This window comes from Marinobacter pelagius, assembly GCF_900114925.1.
Taxonomy (GTDB): Bacteria; Pseudomonadota; Gammaproteobacteria; order Pseudomonadales; family Oleiphilaceae; genus Marinobacter; species Marinobacter pelagius.
In genome coordinates, this window is the sequence record NZ_FOUR01000007.1 from 169,276 (window position 1) to 185,406 (window position 16,131).

Here is a 16,131-nt window from a genome sequence, read left to right on the forward strand (position 1 = left end):
AAGGACACACCATGGCCCAGACGGCCGATAAATTCCTGCTGACCAGGTTGTCACGAGCCGGATTCGTGGCATTTCTGGCCATTGCGCTGCTGAGCGCCCTGCTCGGCCAGCCCCTGATGGCGGCGATTGCCGCTGCGGGTGCCGGTATTGTCATCAGCGGTCGCACCTTTCATCCGGCCCGGGCAAAGCGGCCCTGGCCCCTGATACAACGGCTGTTTTTCCTGGTCCTCGCACTTTTGCTGCTGTCCGGATTCGTGGTGGGCCCCTGGGCCATGACTCACTGGCTCTACGCCGTTCCCCTGGTCGCCTTCGCACTGTTCCCGCCCGCCACCGCCATGATCCTGGCCCTGGCGGTGACCATCCTGGCCATGGCCGGCGTCTGGTGGGCGACCGGTCTGCCCGACCGGCACCAGATGATCAGCGCCTTTCTGCTCACGCTGCTGCTGTCGGGCCTGCTGGTGTTTCTCCGTGAATACAAGAGCCGCCAGCTTGCGCCGTTACGGCGCACCGACGAGCTGACCCAGGCCGCCAGCCGGGAATACCTGTCCGCGGATCTGCACAAGGAGATCCAGCGCAGTGAGCGGGAAGGCACGGATATGTCCGTGATCATGATCGGACTGGACACACACCTGACCGACAAGGAGCGGGACGAGGACATCCGCTCGATCCTGCCCCGTATCGGCCGCTACCTGCATTCCCAGTTGCGGGACTTCGACACCTATTACCGGGTGGCAGACCTGCAGTTTCTGGTCATCCTGCCAGGAATCGGCACCAATAACGCCCTCGACCGTGCCGAAACCATCCGCGCCGGGCTGCAGACGCTGCTCGAATCCCATGGAATGCGCCTGACCGTGAGCACCGGCATTGCCGGGCTCAATATCGGTGATGACGCTGACAGCATGCAGCAGAGCGCTGCCCACGCCCTGCGTCGCGCCCAGCAGCAGGGCGGCAACCGGACCCAGGTCTACAGCGCCTGGTCACAGCAGAACCACGGCATGGCCGGGCAGGAGCGGCCGGCGTCATGACCGAAACCCGCCTGAGGACCTGGACCCACAGCGCCGGCTACGTGCTGGCTACCGTATTCATCGCCAGTCTGGCAGGCCAGAACCTGCGTTACGGTTTCTACGACCTTTTCTACCTGGCTTCCGGCATGGCCATTCTCACCACCGCCGGGCTGATCTACACCATCATCAACCGCCGACACCAACTCGCTTCTCCGGGCCACCTGATCATCCTGTCCGGACTGAACAGCGGACTGGTTGCGGCACTGATCACCATGGACGGTCCGGGCATCAGCCACTGGGCGATGCCCCTGCTGGTCCTGAACCTGCTCATCCTGCCACTGCGACAGGGGGTGGGACTGTCGGTACTGCTGCTTGTTCCACTCGCGGTGACCCTGTTCCTTAAGCATCCGGCCAGTGAAGCCCTGACCATTACCACCGGCCTCCTGATCCTGCTTACCGTAACCGGCCTCTACACCTGGCATTACGGCCACATGGCCCAGTCCGCAGAAGATCTGGCCATCACCGATCCCGTCACCGGCGCCCATAATGCCCGCTTCCTGGACGAAACCCTGCAGAAAGAAATCAGTCGGGCCATCGCCACCGGCCACCCACTATCGGTTATACACCTTGGCCTGGACTACGCGGATGAAGCCCGGGACCTGCATGGCGAGGACGCGATCCAGGCGGTATTCCGCGATATGACCCAGCACCTGTTCGGAGTCATCCGCGCTGGTGACACCCTGTACACACTGGACGACTCGGAATTCTTCCTGGTGCTTCCGTTTACACCCGAGGAAGGGGTACGGGTGATTGCCGAGCGTATCCGGCGGAACATTGCCGAACACCAATGGCCCGTGCTCGGTACTGCCACGGTGAGCCTCGGATGCACGACCCGTGGTAGTGGCGATACCCGTACCGACACACTGCGCAAACGCGCCAGACAGGCGCTTGAAGAAACCCGCAAACGTGGCGCTGATTCCGCCTGGTTCAGCCCGGGAGAGACCATCGAGGCATGAGCACCGCCTGGCTGACAGAGCTGACGGCATGGCTATCAGCCAATCCCGGGCTGTTGGCCGGCGCCCTGTTCCTGACCGCATTCATCGAGTCCCTGGCGATCGCGGGCATTATCGTTCCCGGGGTTGCAATCCTGTTTGCGGTGGCGGCCCTTGCCGGTAAAACCGGCATGCCACTGACCGAGGCTCTGGTCTGGGCAGGGCTGGGAGCGGTTGCCGGCGACAGCGTAAGTTTTGCCCTGGGGCGCCAGTTGCAGGGCCGACTCACTTCGGTCTGGCCCCTGAGTCGCTACCCGGTGCTGCTCAGCAAGGGCGAAGCCTTTTTCCACCGGCACGGGGGCAAGAGCGTGGTGATCGGGCGCTTTATCGGCCCCATCCGCCCCATCATTCCCCTGATCGCCGGCGCCCTGTGGATGCCCTGGCGACGGTTCCTGGGATTCAACATTGCCTCCGCCATTGGCTGGGCTCCGGTCTATATCCTGCCCGGCTTTCTCGTCGGCAGCGCCCTGCAGAGTGAACTGCGCCCTCCCGCCCATTTCTATGCGGTCATGGGGGTCAGCCTCGCGGCCCTGTTCGTGGTCTATCTGATCCTGATCCGCTTCCAGATGGGCCTGGGCGAAGGAGGCCGGGCCTACCGCTGGTTCGAGCAACGGATGCGGCAGTACGAGTTATCGCACCGGTTCTGGCGCCTCTACACCAACGACCGGCCGGCCCGGGAAGGAGAGTTTCCCCTGGCCTCCGTACTCATGGCGGTGGCTGCGTCCGGACTGTTGCTGATCTGGGGCCAGCTGGCGGTAACCGGGGCACTGGAACCTTTCAACCAGTTGACCCTCGAGTGGTTTCGCCAGCTACGGCAACCCCTGCTCGATGGCCCGGCGATCACCGTTACCCTGATCGGCGACCCTGCGGTTCTGGTGACGGCGTCTTTTCTGGCGGTGTTGGTGCTGGGTTTCCGGGGTTACTATGCCGCTGCGCTGCACATACTGTTCGCCGCCGCCCTTACCCTCGTCCTGGTCTGGCTGATGAAGTCGACCCTGGGCATCCCCCGCCCGGACCAGGTATTCCAGCCACCGTCTTCCGGGGCATTTCCCAGCGGCCACAGTGCCGGAATTACCGTCTTCGTCACCATGCTGGCAGGTTTTGTGGCCGGGGAAACCCGACACCGGAAACGCTGGCAGGCCTACGTGCTGTTTTCGTTACCACTGCTGCCGGTGGCCATCAGCCGCCTGTACCTCGGGGTGCACTGGTTCACGGATATAATCGGGGGAATCCTGCTGGGGCTGGCAATCACCGGCTTGGTGCGGGCCAGCTACAGCCGCTTTGACCGGGTGCCCATCCACACCGATGGCTTTACCGTCGCGGCCCTGCTGCTTTGGGGGCTTTTTACTGTCGGCTACCTGCAGGACCGCTGGCCCGAAGCCGTAGAGGAGTATTCCCGGCAACCGGTCAAGGAACAGGTCAGCCCTCTTCCAGCGCCTCCAGCAAACCCTGCAGGCGGCTGAGCCGTTCCAGGGGATCCTGAAGTTCCACCAGGCGCTGTTTTTCCTGTTTATCCAGGGGTAGAAGTTCCGTCAGCCGCCAGCCCACATCCCGGGCATCCTCGTAATCCACCTCCATGGAAAGGTCACGGATAACCGGGTGCCTGAACAGCGCCTGCAGCACCGAGGGTAACTCGATGTAGCGCTCGGGAACCTCGCTCCAGGTCTCCTCGAGCAGACACTCCACATCGCCGACATTCAGACCATCATCCTGCTGCCAGCTGCGGACCACGGACACCTTGGTCTCGCCCTCAACGGTAATGCCCAGCAGGCCGTTCTCGAGCTGCTGGAAATCGATGATCCGGACATAGGTGCCGATATCATAGAAGCGCGCAACCGGACCGGTCTCCTCGCCATCCCTCAGCAGCACCACGACGAATCCCCTGTCCTCCTTGAGACAACGGGTCAGCATATCGATGTAGCGCGGCTCAAACAGCTGAAGCGGAATACGTCCCCGGGGCAGGACAATGGAATTCAGGGGAAAGAGGGGGACATGCATGATTGGCTTGGTCATCGAGTCGACAGCAAAAGTTGCGTTTGCTCTACCCTCGCCCTGGCTTCGGCAAGAAGCTCCTGGGTACGGGAGGCACCGGGCTCCGGTCCACCCAGTCGCCCGAGCGCGGGCACCTGGTTCAGGGCTGGAGGCTCGCCATTCTGGCTTGAGCCGATCGTGGAATGCAACCGGGCAGTGATCACCACATCCACCAGTTGCGGGCTCTTTTCAGGGCACTCATATTGCCAATCCTCCCCATGGCGCACCGCCTCCACCAGGGTTGGCGGGCAACCCCAGCTCTCGAGCAGGGCGGCGCCAAACTCTGCCCGTAATTGTTTGCAGCCAGACTGCAGCCTGGCTTCACTGGACCACAGGCCCGGGTGATGCTCGGCCAGGACCAGTAACGGCACCGTGCCGATATCATGTAACAGTCCGGCCAGCTCCGCCTCATCACGATCCAGCCCCTCAATCTGATCGGCCAGCAGCCAGCATAGTGCAGCCAGTTCCCGGGATTGCTGAGTGAGCTTCAGCATTCTCCTCTGCAGGCTCAGCTGCCGGCTTCTGAACACATCCCTCAGGGCAAACTCGGCCAGCAGCTGCCGAGTGGTGCGCATACCGAGCCGGGTGACTGCCTCGTGTACACTGCGGACACCGCCCAAACCACGGTACACAGGGCTGTTACAGGCCCGCACCAGCTTGGCGGCCATGGCGGGATCGGCCGTCACCGCCATGGCCAGCTTCTTCTCCGAGAGACCTTCCCGGGCCGCGGTGCGGCGAATTTTCCAGGCCATATCCGGCACGCTCGGCAAACGGATATGGTTGGACCGGAGCTCCGAATTGAATTCCATCCGCAGCCGATGCTCGGCACTGCCCGAGGCAACCCAGTCCCCCTCAGATTCCATTTCCACCTGGCTGACCGGGGCCGAATTCAGGAAGTCGTTGAGTATGTCCTGCTCGATCACCAGGAACTCACTGGGCCTGATGGCAACCACCTCGTACATGCGCGGCTGCAGACGCGCAATGGGATTGAGCGCTTTTTCCGTCTCCGCCTCGATGACCGACTTGCGACCATCCTTGGCGTGCAGCTCGACGGCGCCGCTGATCAGGAAAAAATCCAGACCATCCCGCACGCCCTGCTCGATCACGGTCTCGCCCGATTTGTGGCAACGACGCTCAGCACGGTTAACCAGCAGGACCAGCTGGTCGGCGGTCAGTCGGTTCAGGGGATGGAAGCTTTTCAGGCGACCCAGAGGCAGGCGTTCCCGGCCAGCCATAGACGAACTCCTTCTCCGCTCAGCAGAACGCAGCAATCTTCCGGTTCATGTCTTGTTTATAGTCACCAGCCGGGGCAAAAACAACCATGCGCGCCGGGCCTAATCTGGTATCCTCTGTTTTTTACGGAATTTGTCAGGACCCAAGAGAGAGACCAGAACACATGCCTCAGTATCGTTCGCGGACATCCACAGCCGGCCGCAACATGGCCGGTGCCCGCGCCCTCTGGCGCGCTACCGGTATGAAAAACGAGGATTTCGGCAAACCGATCATCGCGGTTGCCAACTCGTTCACCCAGTTCGTACCCGGCCATGTGCACCTGAAAGACCTTGGGCAGCTGGTGTGCCGTGAAATCGAAGCTGCCGGCGGTGTAGCGAAGGAATTCAATACCATAGCGGTGGACGACGGCATCGCCATGGGCCACGACGGCATGCTCTACTCCCTGCCCTCGCGGGAAATCATTGCCGACTCGGTGGAGTACATGGTCAATGCCCACTGTGCCGACGCCCTGGTGTGCATTTCCAACTGCGACAAGATCACCCCGGGCATGCTGATGGCCGCCATGCGCCTGAACATCCCGACCATCTTTGTTTCCGGCGGGCCCATGGAGGCCGGCAAGACCAAGCTGTCCGAGCACAAGCTGGATCTGGTGGATGCCATGGTCATCGCCGCGGATCCGAACGCCAGCGACGAGCAGGTGGAAGAGTATGAGCGCAGTGCCTGCCCGACCTGTGGCTCCTGCTCCGGCATGTTCACCGCCAACTCCATGAACTGCCTGACCGAGGCCATTGGCCTGGCCCTGCCTGGCAACGGCTCGCTGCTGGCCACCCATTCTGACCGCGAACAGCTGTTCCTCAAGGCCGGGCGCCAGATCGTCGAGAATGCCCGCCGCTACTACGAGGAAAACGACGCCAGCGTGCTGCCCCGCAGCATCGGCTCCCAGGCCGCTTTCGAGAACGCCATGACCATGGACATCGCCATGGGCGGGTCCACCAACACCATCCTGCACCTGCTGGCGGCGGCCCAGGAAGGCGGGGTGAATTTCGACATGGCCGACATCGACCGGCTCTCCCGCCACGTGCCCCAGCTGTGCAAGGTGGCGCCCAACTCGCCGAAATACCACATGGAAGACGTCCACCGTGCCGGCGGCATCATGGGCATCCTGGGTGAACTGGAGCGGGGCAAGCTGATCAACACCGACCTGCCCACCGTTCACAGCAAGACCATGAAAGAAGCCCTGGAAACCTGGGACATCATGCGTTCCCCGACCCCGGAAGTGGTGGAGTTCTACAAGGCCGGGCCGGCGGGCATTCCAACCCAGACAGCCTTCAGCCAGAGCACCCGCTGGCCGAGCCTGGACGGTGACCGGGAGAGCGGCTGCATCCGCTCCGTGGACAACGCCTACTCCACCGAAGGTGGACTGGCCGTGCTCTATGGCAACATCGCCCGGAACGGCTGCGTAGTGAAAACCGCCGGTGTCGATGAGAGCATCTACGTGTTCGAAGGCAAGGCGCGGGTGTTCGAGAGCCAGGACTCGGCCGTCGCCGGCATCCTTGGTGACGAAGTGAAACCAGGCGAAGTGGTCATCATCCGGTACGAAGGCCCCCGCGGCGGACCCGGCATGCAGGAAATGCTCTACCCCACCAGCTACCTGAAGTCCAAAGGCCTCGGCAAGGACTGCGCCCTGCTCACGGATGGTCGATTCTCCGGCGGCACCTCGGGGCTCTCCATCGGCCACGCCTCCCCGGAAGCCGCCGCCGGCGGGGAAATTGGCCTGATCGAGAACGGCGACACCATCCTGATCGACATTCCCAACCGCTCCATCAATGTCCAGCTCGACCAGCAGGAGCTGGACCGGCGCCGGGAAGCCCGGGATGCCAAGGGCTGGAAGCCGGATCTGCCGCGCGACCGCAAGGTCTCGGCGGCGCTCAAGGCCTACGCCCTGCTGGCCACCAGTGCCGACAAGGGCGCCGTCCGGGATCTGTCGAAACTCGACTGAGCTCTTCCGGACAGCCAGAAAAAAGCCCGCCAGGTTGATGCCTGGCGGGCTTTTTTCATGAACGGCGAACCCTGAGCGCTACCAGAGCGACCAGCCACCGTCCTCGTCTTCCTCGATGGCGTCCTTTTCCCCGGATTCCTTCGCGGGCTCGGCGGACGCGGCGCTCGATGCCGATGCTTCCGCACCCTGTGATCCGCTGCTCTGCGCCGGCGCCGCAGCGACCTGCACGGTAATCATACCCAGCGCCTTCCGGGTTTCTTCGTTCAGGGCACCGGTGGCCTCGAGGCCATGATCGTTCTGGAAGCTGGTCAAGGCGGCACGGGTCTTGTCATCCATGCCCGAACTGACGTTGGTGATGTCGTAACCGGCACCATACAGGGCGTTCTTCAGTGCCACGGTATCATCTGCCTGGGCCACGGGCGCAAGGCCCAGCATGGCCGCCACACCGGCTGCAGCCAGAAGGCGACCGGGATAACGGGTCGTTTTCTTCATGGTTCTCACCTGTACTACTCCTGACGCCTGCACGGCATCGGTTTTTCTTGTTGTGTGGTGCCTATCTCCACAAGCTGGGGCAAACAATGAACACCCTATCATAGTTTGCTGTCGGGGCGATTGCCGTGGTTCTCATCTTCGGGACCGGTGTCCGGATGAAGCACCGCCTGGGACTCGTGCCCGAATTCCCGGATGAAAATTCCCCAGAAAGCCATGAACAGGGCCGCGACCAGGGGGCCCATGACAAAGCCGTTGATGCCGAACATGACAATGCCGCCGAGGGTCGACAGCAGCACTATGTAATCCGGCAGTTTGGTGTCACGGCCCACCAGGAGCGGCCGCAGGAGGTTGTCGGCAAGACCGATCACCACCACGCCGAATACGGTGAGGACCAGGGCCGGGACAACATCCCCGACCGCCGCCAGATAGATCGCCGCCGGCACCCAGACCAGGGCTGCCCCGACTGCCGGCAACAGCGACACGATGGCCATGACCACGCCCCATAGCAGGGCACCGGTAATTCCCAGAATCCAGAAGATCAGTCCCCCGAGAGCTCCCTGAATGATGGCAATCAACAGGTTGCCCTTGACCGTGGCCCGGGTCACCTCGGCGAACTTGGCAAACAGCAGGCGCTCGCGCTCATCGCCCAGGGGCAGAGCCCGTATGATCAGCTCGACCAGGTGGTGGCCATCCCGCAACAGGAAGAAAGCCAGGTAAACCATCAGGGCCAGGCCCATAAAGAACTGGAAGGTATTCTGGCCGATCCCCAGGGCCTGCTTGGCGAGGAACTGGCTACCGCCGACGAACAGGTTGACGGCCCGGTCCCGTAACTCGGTAAAGCTGATATCGAACTGCGCCAGGAATGCCTGGATCGCCGGGAAGGACTGGTTAACCTGATCGATGTATTCCCCCGGACGGATCTCGCCACGCTGGATCTGCTGATAGAGCTCCACCCCCTGGGCCACCAGTGACGTCACCAGCACCAGCACCGGAATCACCACGATCACCATGCAAATCACCAGGGTAATCAAGGCATTGGTATTTGGCCGTTCACCGAGCCAGCGGACCAGCAGGTTCTGGACCGGATGAAAAATCAGCGCGATCGCCACTGCCCAGAAAATCGGGCCGAAGAAGGGCTTCATCAGAAACACGAACGCCAGGGAAACCCCGACCAGCAAGGCCAGAAAAGTCCGTGTTTCAAGTTTTGCGTACATAGGTCAGATCTTCCCAAAGCTGTGAACGGTAACCGCGGGTCTGTGCAGCCACTCCGGCCCGATAGCCTACCACGATGACATGGCCACTGTAGCCTGCTTCAGGTTATAGTGGTCGGTTACGGATTAACCGACAAACGAGTCACATTATTGGAACTGGAAACCTTTACCACCGAAACTGCCCTTGATGCCGCCACGGAACTTCAACGTGTACTGGCAGCCAGGACCCATCGCCGCAAGGTGATGGGACAGGAGGTGCTGGTACCCGGTCAGCTCGGAGAGGCTCTGCAGCTCCCCAAAATCATCAATCGTCTGCAGAGCAAGCAACAAAAGCAACGGGAACAGGGGCTGGACGATTTCCAGGAACTCTGGCCCACCCTGTCCCCGCGTACTCGCCAGAAGGTGCTCGATGCCATCGGCTGGTACGACCCCAAGGAGCTTGACTGGGACGACAAACGCTCCAACCGGCGGCCGGTGGTCGATCCGGATAAAGGATCCGTATAGAGATGGAAATCTCAGCGAAAGGCCGACTCTGTATTGTCATATTCTGGCCCTAGTCTGAAACTATCAGGAGGATATCTATGACTGAACATACCCATTACAACGCCATTCTTGCCGAAGGCAGCGCGGTGCCCAACCTGCTCTGCGGTCATTGCCGATCCATTCTTTCCCGGGCCCGCATGTTCCGCAACGAAGGTGAAAACCAACAGGACATCCAGTGCCGCGTCCTCGCCCTGTGCTCAGCGGACGATTGCGGCGCCGTGAACTGCTGTGACGACGCCATGGCAGAAATCGAAAACCCGGACCGCCTGCTCGATCTGGCCTGCTGAAGCAAACGGGCAACGCACTGTTACGCAACTCAAACACATGAAACAGCCATCTGATTTATCCTGACTTGCGAGAATTGTCATAACGGCAATTGCGCAACCTATCAGTCAGGACAGTCGATGGCATGCGTATTCTGAGAACCGACGAAGCCCGCTTCCAGGGTCTGCCGGATTACCCTTTTTCCCCCAATTATCTCGACGTGGAGCCCAACCTGAGGATGCACTACGTCGATGAAGGCCCCCGCGGCGCTTCACCCGTGCTGATGCTGCATGGCGAGCCATCCTGGTCCTACCTGTACCGGCACATGATTCCGCTCATTGCCGCAGCCGGTCATCGGGCACTGGCCCCGGATCTGATCGGCTTCGGCAAATCGGACAAACCGGCAGCAATGGCCGACTACAGCTACGAACGCCACATGGCCTGGTTGAGTAGCTGGATCGAAAAGCTGAATCTGCGGGACATCACACTGGTGTGCCAGAACTGGGGATCGCTGCTGGGACTGCGCCTGGCGGCCGAACATCCCAACCGGTTCCGGTGCATCATCGTGGGTAACGGGATGCTGCCCACCGGCGAAACCCGGGCACCGGCGATGTTCTCCCTGTGGAAAGCGTTTGTCACCCACAGCCCCTGGCTGCCGGTCGGGCGCATCGTCCAGCTGGGCACCGAGCGGACCCTGAGCAGGGCCGAACAGGCGGCTTACGAGGCGCCCTTCCCGTCAACCGAATACAAGGCCGGCGCCCGCGCCTTTCCGAAACTGGTTCCGGTATCCCGGGACGATCCGGCCGGGCAGGCCAACCGGGAGGCCTGGAAGGTACTGGAGAAATGGCGCAAACCGTTCATTACCTGCTTCAGCAGCGGTGACCCCATTACCCGGGGCGAAGACCGCTACATGCAGCGGCGGATTCCCGGTGCCCACGGCCAACCCCACATCACCCTTCGCGGCGGCCACTTCCTGCAGGAAGACTCCCCCGAGGACTTCGCGCGCATCATTATCGATGCCCTGAAATCGGAAATGGCGGCCTGAGCCGCCATTTTCGCTGCCGGGCTCCGAAACTCCCGGAGCTCAGACCTTCAGGACTGATGCTTGGGCTGGTACTGGCCGGCATCGACCCGGGGACGGTCCGGCTCCCCTTTCTCCAGAGGCTCACACTCTACCAGGCTTGCCAGTGAGCGGCGGGTCAGTCGCTGATACTCCTCGGTGCCCTTTTTCTTCCAATCCACTTCCTTGTCACTGAGCGTGCGCAGGACCTTGGCGGGCGAACCGACAATCAGGGACGCAGGCTCGCACTGGAATTTGGCCTTCACCAGGGCTCCGGCCCCGACGATGGAACGGGGCGCAATATGGGCCTCATCCATCACAACGGCGTTCATCCCGACCATGGCGTCTTCTCCCACGATGCAACCGTGCAGGATCGCCCCATGGCCGACGTGGCCATTCTTCTCGATCACCGTGTCCATACCGGGGAAGGCATGCATGACGCAGGTGTCCTGGATGTTGGACCCTTCCTTGAGGACAACACGCCCGAAATCACCCCGCAAACAGGCGGCCGGCCCGACGTAGCAGTCCGGCCCGATCCAGACGTCACCAATCAGCACGGCGCTCGGGTGAACATAAGCGGTGGGGTGGACAACCGGGACAACACCTTCAATGCTGTATACGGGCATAACTTTCTCCTGTTGGCAGGGGGTACCGGCACGCAGCCTTATGGAACCCAAAACGATTGTTGTGATTCATTTTCCGTATCACATTATCCGTTTTTGTGTGGAATTTCATGCCCCCGGGCGGCTTAACAACGATCAATTGCCTTCGAAATGGCTATAAAAAACTCAACACCCAAATTTATTTTTCTTTATTTTCATCAAGATAAGCAGCCAAATTATCCCCAGAATGCCAAAGTGATACAGAAGTCGATACCACGACTCCTTGACGGGTATCAATTCTGAGATATACTCATTCACGCATTCGGCCCTGACAGACCAGATTAACCAGGGCATGCAGCGCCCGGAATCTGACCGGCGAAGCCGGCACCTGAGACAAAAACAAAGTCACACCGGATTGCTTATGCCAAACAACCTGCACATCACGCCCGCAGCAGCGGTAACGGGAATGACCGATACCGCCACTGCAAACCTCCGCCCGGACACCTGTCGCGTGCTCCGGGGGATCTTCGCCATTCCTGTCACGGGACGCTGAGCGTCTCTAACCATTTCTTGCTACCAACAACGGGACAACACCATGACCCAGCCGAGCATCCTTCTTGAAATCGATCAGGGCGTCGCCCTGCTCACCCTGAACCGACCGGACAACCTCAACAGCTTCAATGTCGAGATGCACGAGCGCATGCGCGATGCCATCGACACCGTTCGCAAGGACGAGACCGTTCGGGTGCTGGTGATTACCGGTTCCGGCCGGGGATTCTGTGCCGGCCAGGACCTCTCTGACCGCAGCGTATCCCCGGGTCAGGAGATGCCGGATCTTGGCGCTTCCCTGGAAAACTATTACAACCCGATGATGCGCAGCCTGCGCGATCTGCCCATGCCCGTGCTGTGCGCGGTGAACGGGGTAGCCGCCGGCGCCGGTGCCAACATCGCCCTGGCCTGCGACATTACTCTGGCCGCCCGCTCCGCCAGCTTCGTACAGGCTTTCTGCAAGCTGGGCCTGGTGCCGGATTCCGGCGGTACCTGGACCCTGCCCCGGGTGGCAGGCATGGCCCGCGCCAAGGGCATGGCCCTGCTGGGCGGCAAGATCGGCGCGGAAAAGGCGGAAGACTGGGGCATGATCTGGCAGTGCGTGGACGACGACCAGCTAATGGAAGAAACCATGAAACTGGCCCGCCACTTTGCCACCCAGCCCACCAAGGGCCTGGCACTGATCAAGCAGGCGCTGCACGCCAGCGTCAACAACACCTTTGAAGAGCAGATCAACCTCGAACGGGATCTGCAGCGGGAAGCCGGTCGCACCGAAGACTACCGCGAAGGCGTGGCCGCCTTCATGGAAAAACGCACACCGTCTTTCAAGGGGAAATAAACCATGCCGGCACTGGATACCCAAACCAAGGTTGCAGTCATCGGCGCCGGCGCCATGGGCGCCGGCATCGCCCAGGTAGCGGCCCAGGCTGGGCACCATGTCTTCCTGCATGACCAGCGTGAAGGGGCCGCCGAGGCCGGACGCGACGGCATTGCCAAGGTGCTGCAACGCCGTGTGGACAAGGGCAAGATGGACCAGCAGGATCTGGATGCCCTCCTCAACCGCATCCAGCCGGTGGCCGATCTCTCGGAAGTGGCCGAGAGCGGGCTGGTGATCGAGGCGATCGTGGAGAACCTCGACATCAAGCGTGGCCTGCTGGCAGACCTCGAAGCACTGTGCCGCGAGGACGCCATCCTCGCCACCAACACCTCCTCCATTTCCGTCACCTCACTGGGTGCCGGCATGAAGCATCCAGGGCGCCTGGTGGGCATGCACTTCTTCAACCCCGCTCCGCTGATGGCGCTGGTGGAAGTGGTGCTGGGCCTGGCCACTGACAAGGCCGTTGCCGAGACCGTGTACGACACCGCCGCCAACTGGGGCAAGAAACCGGTCTATGCAACTTCGACTCCCGGCTTCATCGTCAACCGGGTCGCCCGGCCGTTCTACGCCGAGAGTCTGCGTCTGGTCCAGGAACAGGCTGCGGACCCGGCCACCCTTGACGCCCTGATGCGCGAGGCCGGCAACTTCCGCATGGGCGCCTTCGAGCTCACCGACCTGATCGGCCATGACGTCAACTACGCGGTGACCAACTCGGTGTTCAACGCCTACTACCAGGACACCCGTTTCCTGCCGTCACTGGTTCAGCAGGAGCTGGTCTCCGCGGGCCATCTTGGTCGCAAGAGTGGCCAGGGCTTCTATAGTTACCAGGAGGGGGCCGAACGCCCCGAGCCGCAGACCGAAGCTCCGCGCCAGAGCAATGAATCTGTGGTTATTGTCGAAGGCAGCCTGGGCCCTGCGTCGGCCCTGGTGGATCGCCTCCGTGATGCGGGTCTGAAGATCATCGAGCGGGCCGGCAACGGTCAGCTGCGTTTTGGCCAGGCCGTACTGGCCCTGACTGACGGCCGTCTGGCCACCGAGCGGGCCGCCGAGGAAGGCTGCGCCAATCTGGTGCTGTTCGACCTTGCCTTCGACTACGCCCAGGCCTCCCGCCTGGCGATTGCGGCGGCGGATCAGGCCTCCGGGCAGGCCATCGACGACGCCTGCGCCCTGCTGCAGAAGGCCGGCCTTGCGGTCAGCCGCATTGCCGATCGCCCGGGCCTGGTGATCATGCGCACCGTCGCCATGCTGGCGAACGAGGGTGCCGATGCCCACCTGCACGGAGTCGCCACGGTTGCCGATATCGATCTGGCCATGAAAGCCGGCCTGAATTACCCGGAAGGTCCCCTGAGCTGGAGTGACCGTCTCGGGGCCGGCCGCACCTTCACCGTGCTGACCAACATCCAGAACAGCTACGGCGAGGATCGCTACCGGCCGTCGCTGCTGCTGAGAAAGAACTGTTTTGCCAACAAGGGGTTTTACGCATGAGCACTATCGATCAACAGAAACCCGATCCACAGAAACTGGCGGAAGAATGTGCCGAGTCCATGTTCGCCAGGGACCGTGCCAGCCAGAAACTGGGCATGAAAATCGAATCCGTAGCCCCCGGCAAGGCCATCCTGACCATGACTGTCGGCCCCGACATGATCCAGGGCCACGGCTCCTGCCACGGCGGTTACCTGTTTACCCTGGCGGATTCCGCCTTTGCGTTTGCCTGCAACAGCTATGACCGGGCCACCGTGGCTTCCGGCTGCAGCATTGACTACATGTCCGGCGCCAAAGAGGGCGACCTGCTGACCGCCACCGCGGAAGAGCGTTCCCGGGGCGGCCGTACCGGCATTTACGACATTACCCTGACCAACCAGGACGGCCGCACCGTGGCACTGTTCCGCGGCCGCTCCTATGAAGTTCGCGGCACCGTCCGCAATTCGGAGGACAATTCATGAGCACTGACAACCGCCTGCTGGACGCTTACATCGTCGACGCCATCCGCACCCCCATCGGTCGTTACGGCGGCGCGCTTTCCCCCGTCCGGGCTGATGACCTCGGTGCGGTTCCGATCAAGGCCCTGGTCGAGCGGCACCCGGACCTGGACTGGTCCAAGGTGGACGACGTGCTCTACGGCTGCGCCAACCAGGCCGGCGAGGACAACCGGGACGTAGCCCGCATGTCCCTGCTGCTGGCCGGGCTGCCGGTGGATGTACCGGGCAGCACCATCAACCGTCTGTGTGGTTCCGGCATGGATGCAGTGGGCAGCGCCGCCCGCGCTATCCGTACCGGTGAAACCGGACTGATGATTGCCGGCGGCGTCGAGTCCATGTCCCGTGCCCCGTTCGTGATGGGTAAGGCCGACAGTCCCTTCAGCCGAAAGGCGGAGATCTTTGACACCACCATCGGCTGGCGCTTCGTCAACCCGGTGCTGAAAAAGCAGTACGGCATTGACTCCATGCCCGAAACTGCCGAGAACGTGGCCGAGCAGTTCAACATCTCCCGGGAAGACCAGGACGCCTTCGCCCTGCGCAGCCAGCAGCGCACCGCTGCCGCCCAGGCCGCTGGCGTCTTTGCTGACGAGATCACGCCGGTCACCATCCCCCGACGCAAGCAGGATCCACTGGTGGTCGATATCGATGAGCATCCGCGGGAAACCAGCCTGGAAAAGCTGGCCAAGCTGCCGACTCCGTTCCGCGAGAACGGCACGGTCACCGCTGGCAACGCCTCCGGCGTCAACGACGGCGCCTGCGCCCTGCTGATGGCCGGCGCGGATGCCCTTAAAGAATACGGCCTCAAGCCTCGGGCCCGTATCGTTGCCATGGCCACCGCCGGCGTTGAGCCGCGGATCATGGGCTTTGGACCGGCGCCGGCCACCCGCAAGGTCCTCAAGACCGCCGGTCTGGAACTGGCCGACATGGACGTGATCGAGCTGAACGAAGCCTTTGCCGCCCAGGCTCTGGCCGTTACCCGGGATCTCGGTCTGCCTGACGACGCCGAACACGTCAACCCGAATGGCGGCGCCATCGCCCTGGGTCACCCCCTGGGCATGAGCGGTGCACGCCTGGTGACCACTGCCCTGAACGAGCTGGAGCGGCGCCACAAGGCCGGCAAGAAAGCCCGTTACGCCCTGTGCACCATGTGCATCGGCGTGGGCCAGGGTATCGCCTTGATCATCGAGCGCACCGACAGCGCCCAGTAACACCATCATCACCAATGACACGCTGAC

17 protein-coding genes are annotated in these 16,131 nt (G+C 62.2%); 12 read left to right on the forward strand and 5 right to left on the reverse strand.

Going from position 1 to position 16,131, the window contains the following annotated elements; all coding sequences use genetic code 11:
• Nucleotides 1-11 precede the first annotated feature (11 nt).
• Genes BM254_RS14385 through BM254_RS14395 form a run of 3 tightly spaced genes read left to right on the forward strand, consistent with a single transcriptional unit; the run spans nt 12 to nt 3,519 of the window.
• The gene (locus BM254_RS14385) at nt 12-1,025 is read left to right on the forward strand and encodes a GGDEF domain-containing protein (protein ID WP_092005155.1); all 1,014 of its coding nucleotides are present in this window, start codon (nt 12-14) and stop codon (nt 1,023-1,025) included.
• Nucleotides 1,022-2,020, forward strand: a complete 999-nt coding sequence (locus tag BM254_RS14390; protein ID WP_092005157.1) for a GGDEF domain-containing protein — start codon at nt 1,022-1,024, stop codon at nt 2,018-2,020. The genes BM254_RS14385 and BM254_RS14390 overlap by 4 nt, the downstream gene beginning before the upstream one ends.
• Entirely contained in the window at nt 2,017-3,519 is a 1,503-nt protein-coding gene (locus BM254_RS14395; protein WP_092005160.1) for a bifunctional DedA family/phosphatase PAP2 family protein, read from the forward strand. Before BM254_RS14390 ends, BM254_RS14395 begins: the two co-directional genes overlap by 4 nt.
• On the opposite strand, the gene BM254_RS14400 is transcribed toward BM254_RS14395, so the two are convergent.
• Both BM254_RS14400 and BM254_RS14405 read right to left on the reverse strand, forming a co-directional pair.
• On the reverse strand, nt 3,476-4,054 hold the full coding sequence (locus BM254_RS14400) for an LON peptidase substrate-binding domain-containing protein (protein WP_092005396.1): 579 nt from the start codon (nt 4,052-4,054) through the stop codon (nt 3,476-3,478). The two genes, BM254_RS14395 and BM254_RS14400, sit on opposite strands and share 44 nt — an antisense overlap.
• Nucleotides 4,055-4,065: 11 nt before the next feature.
• Nucleotides 4,066-5,322 carry an HDOD domain-containing protein gene (locus BM254_RS14405; protein WP_092005162.1) on the reverse strand — a complete coding sequence of 419 codons (1,257 nt, stop codon included), beginning with the start codon at nt 5,320-5,322 and terminating at the stop codon, nt 4,066-4,068.
• A 161-nt stretch (nt 5,323-5,483) separates the two neighbouring features.
• Between BM254_RS14405 and ilvD the strand changes: the two genes are divergently transcribed.
• The gene (ilvD, locus tag BM254_RS14410) at nt 5,484-7,319 is read left to right on the forward strand and encodes a dihydroxy-acid dehydratase (RefSeq protein WP_092005165.1); all 1,836 of its coding nucleotides are present in this window, start codon (nt 5,484-5,486) and stop codon (nt 7,317-7,319) included.
• Between the two features lie 78 nt (nt 7,320-7,397).
• Here ilvD and BM254_RS14415 read toward each other — a convergent pair whose 3' ends face one another.
• Together BM254_RS14415 and BM254_RS14420 are read right to left on the reverse strand one after the other, a co-directional pair.
• Nucleotides 7,398-7,811, reverse strand: coding sequence for a peptidoglycan-binding domain-containing protein (locus tag BM254_RS14415; protein WP_092005168.1), 414 nt, complete (start codon nt 7,809-7,811; stop codon nt 7,398-7,400).
• Nucleotides 7,812-7,909: 98 nt separating this feature from the next.
• Nucleotides 7,910-9,025: an AI-2E family transporter gene (locus BM254_RS14420; RefSeq protein WP_092005171.1), complete on the reverse strand. Its 1,116-nt coding sequence runs from the start codon at nt 9,023-9,025 to the stop codon at nt 7,910-7,912.
• A 147-nt stretch (nt 9,026-9,172) separates the two neighbouring features.
• Between BM254_RS14420 and BM254_RS14425 the strand changes: the two genes are divergently transcribed.
• From BM254_RS14425 to BM254_RS14435, 3 genes are all read left to right on the forward strand, one after another.
• Entirely contained in the window at nt 9,173-9,526 is a 354-nt protein-coding gene (locus BM254_RS14425; RefSeq protein ID WP_175497276.1) for a hypothetical protein, read from the forward strand.
• Between the two features lie 77 nt (nt 9,527-9,603).
• A complete protein-coding gene (locus BM254_RS14430; RefSeq protein WP_092005177.1) occupies nt 9,604-9,852 on the forward strand; it encodes a hypothetical protein in 249 nt (82 codons plus the stop codon).
• Between the two features lie 122 nt (nt 9,853-9,974).
• Nucleotides 9,975-10,874, forward strand: a complete 900-nt coding sequence (locus BM254_RS14435; RefSeq protein WP_092005180.1) for a haloalkane dehalogenase — start codon at nt 9,975-9,977, stop codon at nt 10,872-10,874.
• A 47-nt stretch (nt 10,875-10,921) separates the two neighbouring features.
• Here the strand turns inward: BM254_RS14435 and BM254_RS14440 are convergent, their stop codons facing one another.
• Nucleotides 10,922-11,515 (reverse strand): phenylacetic acid degradation protein PaaY, encoded by a 594-nt coding sequence (locus BM254_RS14440; protein ID WP_092005183.1) that lies wholly within the window; start codon nt 11,513-11,515, stop codon nt 10,922-10,924.
• 397 nt (nt 11,516-11,912) lie between these two features.
• Between BM254_RS14440 and BM254_RS17970 the strand changes: the two genes are divergently transcribed.
• From BM254_RS17970 to pcaF, 5 genes are read left to right on the forward strand one after another with little or no spacing between them, the layout of a single operon-like run.
• Nucleotides 11,913-12,044 carry a hypothetical protein gene (locus BM254_RS17970; RefSeq protein WP_281248070.1) on the forward strand — a complete coding sequence of 44 codons (132 nt, stop codon included), beginning with the start codon at nt 11,913-11,915 and terminating at the stop codon, nt 12,042-12,044.
• Between the two features lie 42 nt (nt 12,045-12,086).
• The gene (paaG, locus tag BM254_RS14445; RefSeq protein WP_092005186.1) at nt 12,087-12,878 is read left to right on the forward strand and encodes a 2-(1,2-epoxy-1,2-dihydrophenyl)acetyl-CoA isomerase PaaG; all 792 of its coding nucleotides are present in this window, start codon (nt 12,087-12,089) and stop codon (nt 12,876-12,878) included.
• 3 nt (nt 12,879-12,881) lie between these two features.
• The gene (gene paaH / locus BM254_RS14450) at nt 12,882-14,402 is read left to right on the forward strand and encodes a 3-hydroxyacyl-CoA dehydrogenase PaaH (protein WP_092005189.1); all 1,521 of its coding nucleotides are present in this window, start codon (nt 12,882-12,884) and stop codon (nt 14,400-14,402) included.
• On the forward strand, nt 14,399-14,860 hold the full coding sequence (gene paaI / locus BM254_RS14455) for a hydroxyphenylacetyl-CoA thioesterase PaaI (RefSeq protein WP_092005192.1): 462 nt from the start codon (nt 14,399-14,401) through the stop codon (nt 14,858-14,860). The genes paaH and paaI overlap by 4 nt, the downstream gene beginning before the upstream one ends.
• Complete coding sequence (gene pcaF / locus BM254_RS14460; RefSeq protein WP_175497277.1) at nt 14,857-16,104, forward strand: 3-oxoadipyl-CoA thiolase; 1,248 nt, start codon at nt 14,857-14,859, stop codon at nt 16,102-16,104. Before paaI ends, pcaF begins: the two co-directional genes overlap by 4 nt.
• The last annotated feature ends 27 nt before the right edge of the window (nt 16,105-16,131 follow it).

Coding starts and splice junctions, on each gene's coding strand:
- BM254_RS14385 (WP_092005155.1), top strand. CDS start 12: ATGGCCCAGACGGCCGATAAATTCCTGCTGACCAGGTTGTCACGAGCC.
- BM254_RS14390 (WP_092005157.1), top strand. CDS start 1,022: ATGACCGAAACCCGCCTGAGGACCTGGACCCACAGCGCCGGCTACGTG.
- BM254_RS14395 (WP_092005160.1), top strand. CDS start 2,017: ATGAGCACCGCCTGGCTGACAGAGCTGACGGCATGGCTATCAGCCAAT.
- BM254_RS14400 (WP_092005396.1), bottom strand. CDS start 4,054: ATGCATGTCCCCCTCTTTCCCCTGAATTCCATTGTCCTGCCCCGGGGA.
- BM254_RS14405 (WP_092005162.1), bottom strand. CDS start 5,322: ATGGCTGGCCGGGAACGCCTGCCTCTGGGTCGCCTGAAAAGCTTCCAT.
- ilvD (WP_092005165.1), top strand. CDS start 5,484: ATGCCTCAGTATCGTTCGCGGACATCCACAGCCGGCCGCAACATGGCC.
- BM254_RS14415 (WP_092005168.1), bottom strand. CDS start 7,811: ATGAAGAAAACGACCCGTTATCCCGGTCGCCTTCTGGCTGCAGCCGGT.
- BM254_RS14420 (WP_092005171.1), bottom strand. CDS start 9,025: ATGTACGCAAAACTTGAAACACGGACTTTTCTGGCCTTGCTGGTCGGG.
- BM254_RS14430 (WP_092005177.1), top strand. CDS start 9,604: ATGACTGAACATACCCATTACAACGCCATTCTTGCCGAAGGCAGCGCG.
- BM254_RS14435 (WP_092005180.1), top strand. CDS start 9,975: ATGCGTATTCTGAGAACCGACGAAGCCCGCTTCCAGGGTCTGCCGGAT.
- BM254_RS14440 (WP_092005183.1), bottom strand. CDS start 11,515: ATGCCCGTATACAGCATTGAAGGTGTTGTCCCGGTTGTCCACCCCACC.
- BM254_RS17970 (WP_281248070.1), top strand. CDS start 11,913: ATGCCAAACAACCTGCACATCACGCCCGCAGCAGCGGTAACGGGAATG.
- paaG (WP_092005186.1), top strand. CDS start 12,087: ATGACCCAGCCGAGCATCCTTCTTGAAATCGATCAGGGCGTCGCCCTG.
- paaH (WP_092005189.1), top strand. CDS start 12,882: ATGCCGGCACTGGATACCCAAACCAAGGTTGCAGTCATCGGCGCCGGC.
- paaI (WP_092005192.1), top strand. CDS start 14,399: ATGAGCACTATCGATCAACAGAAACCCGATCCACAGAAACTGGCGGAA.
- pcaF (WP_175497277.1), top strand. CDS start 14,857: ATGAGCACTGACAACCGCCTGCTGGACGCTTACATCGTCGACGCCATC.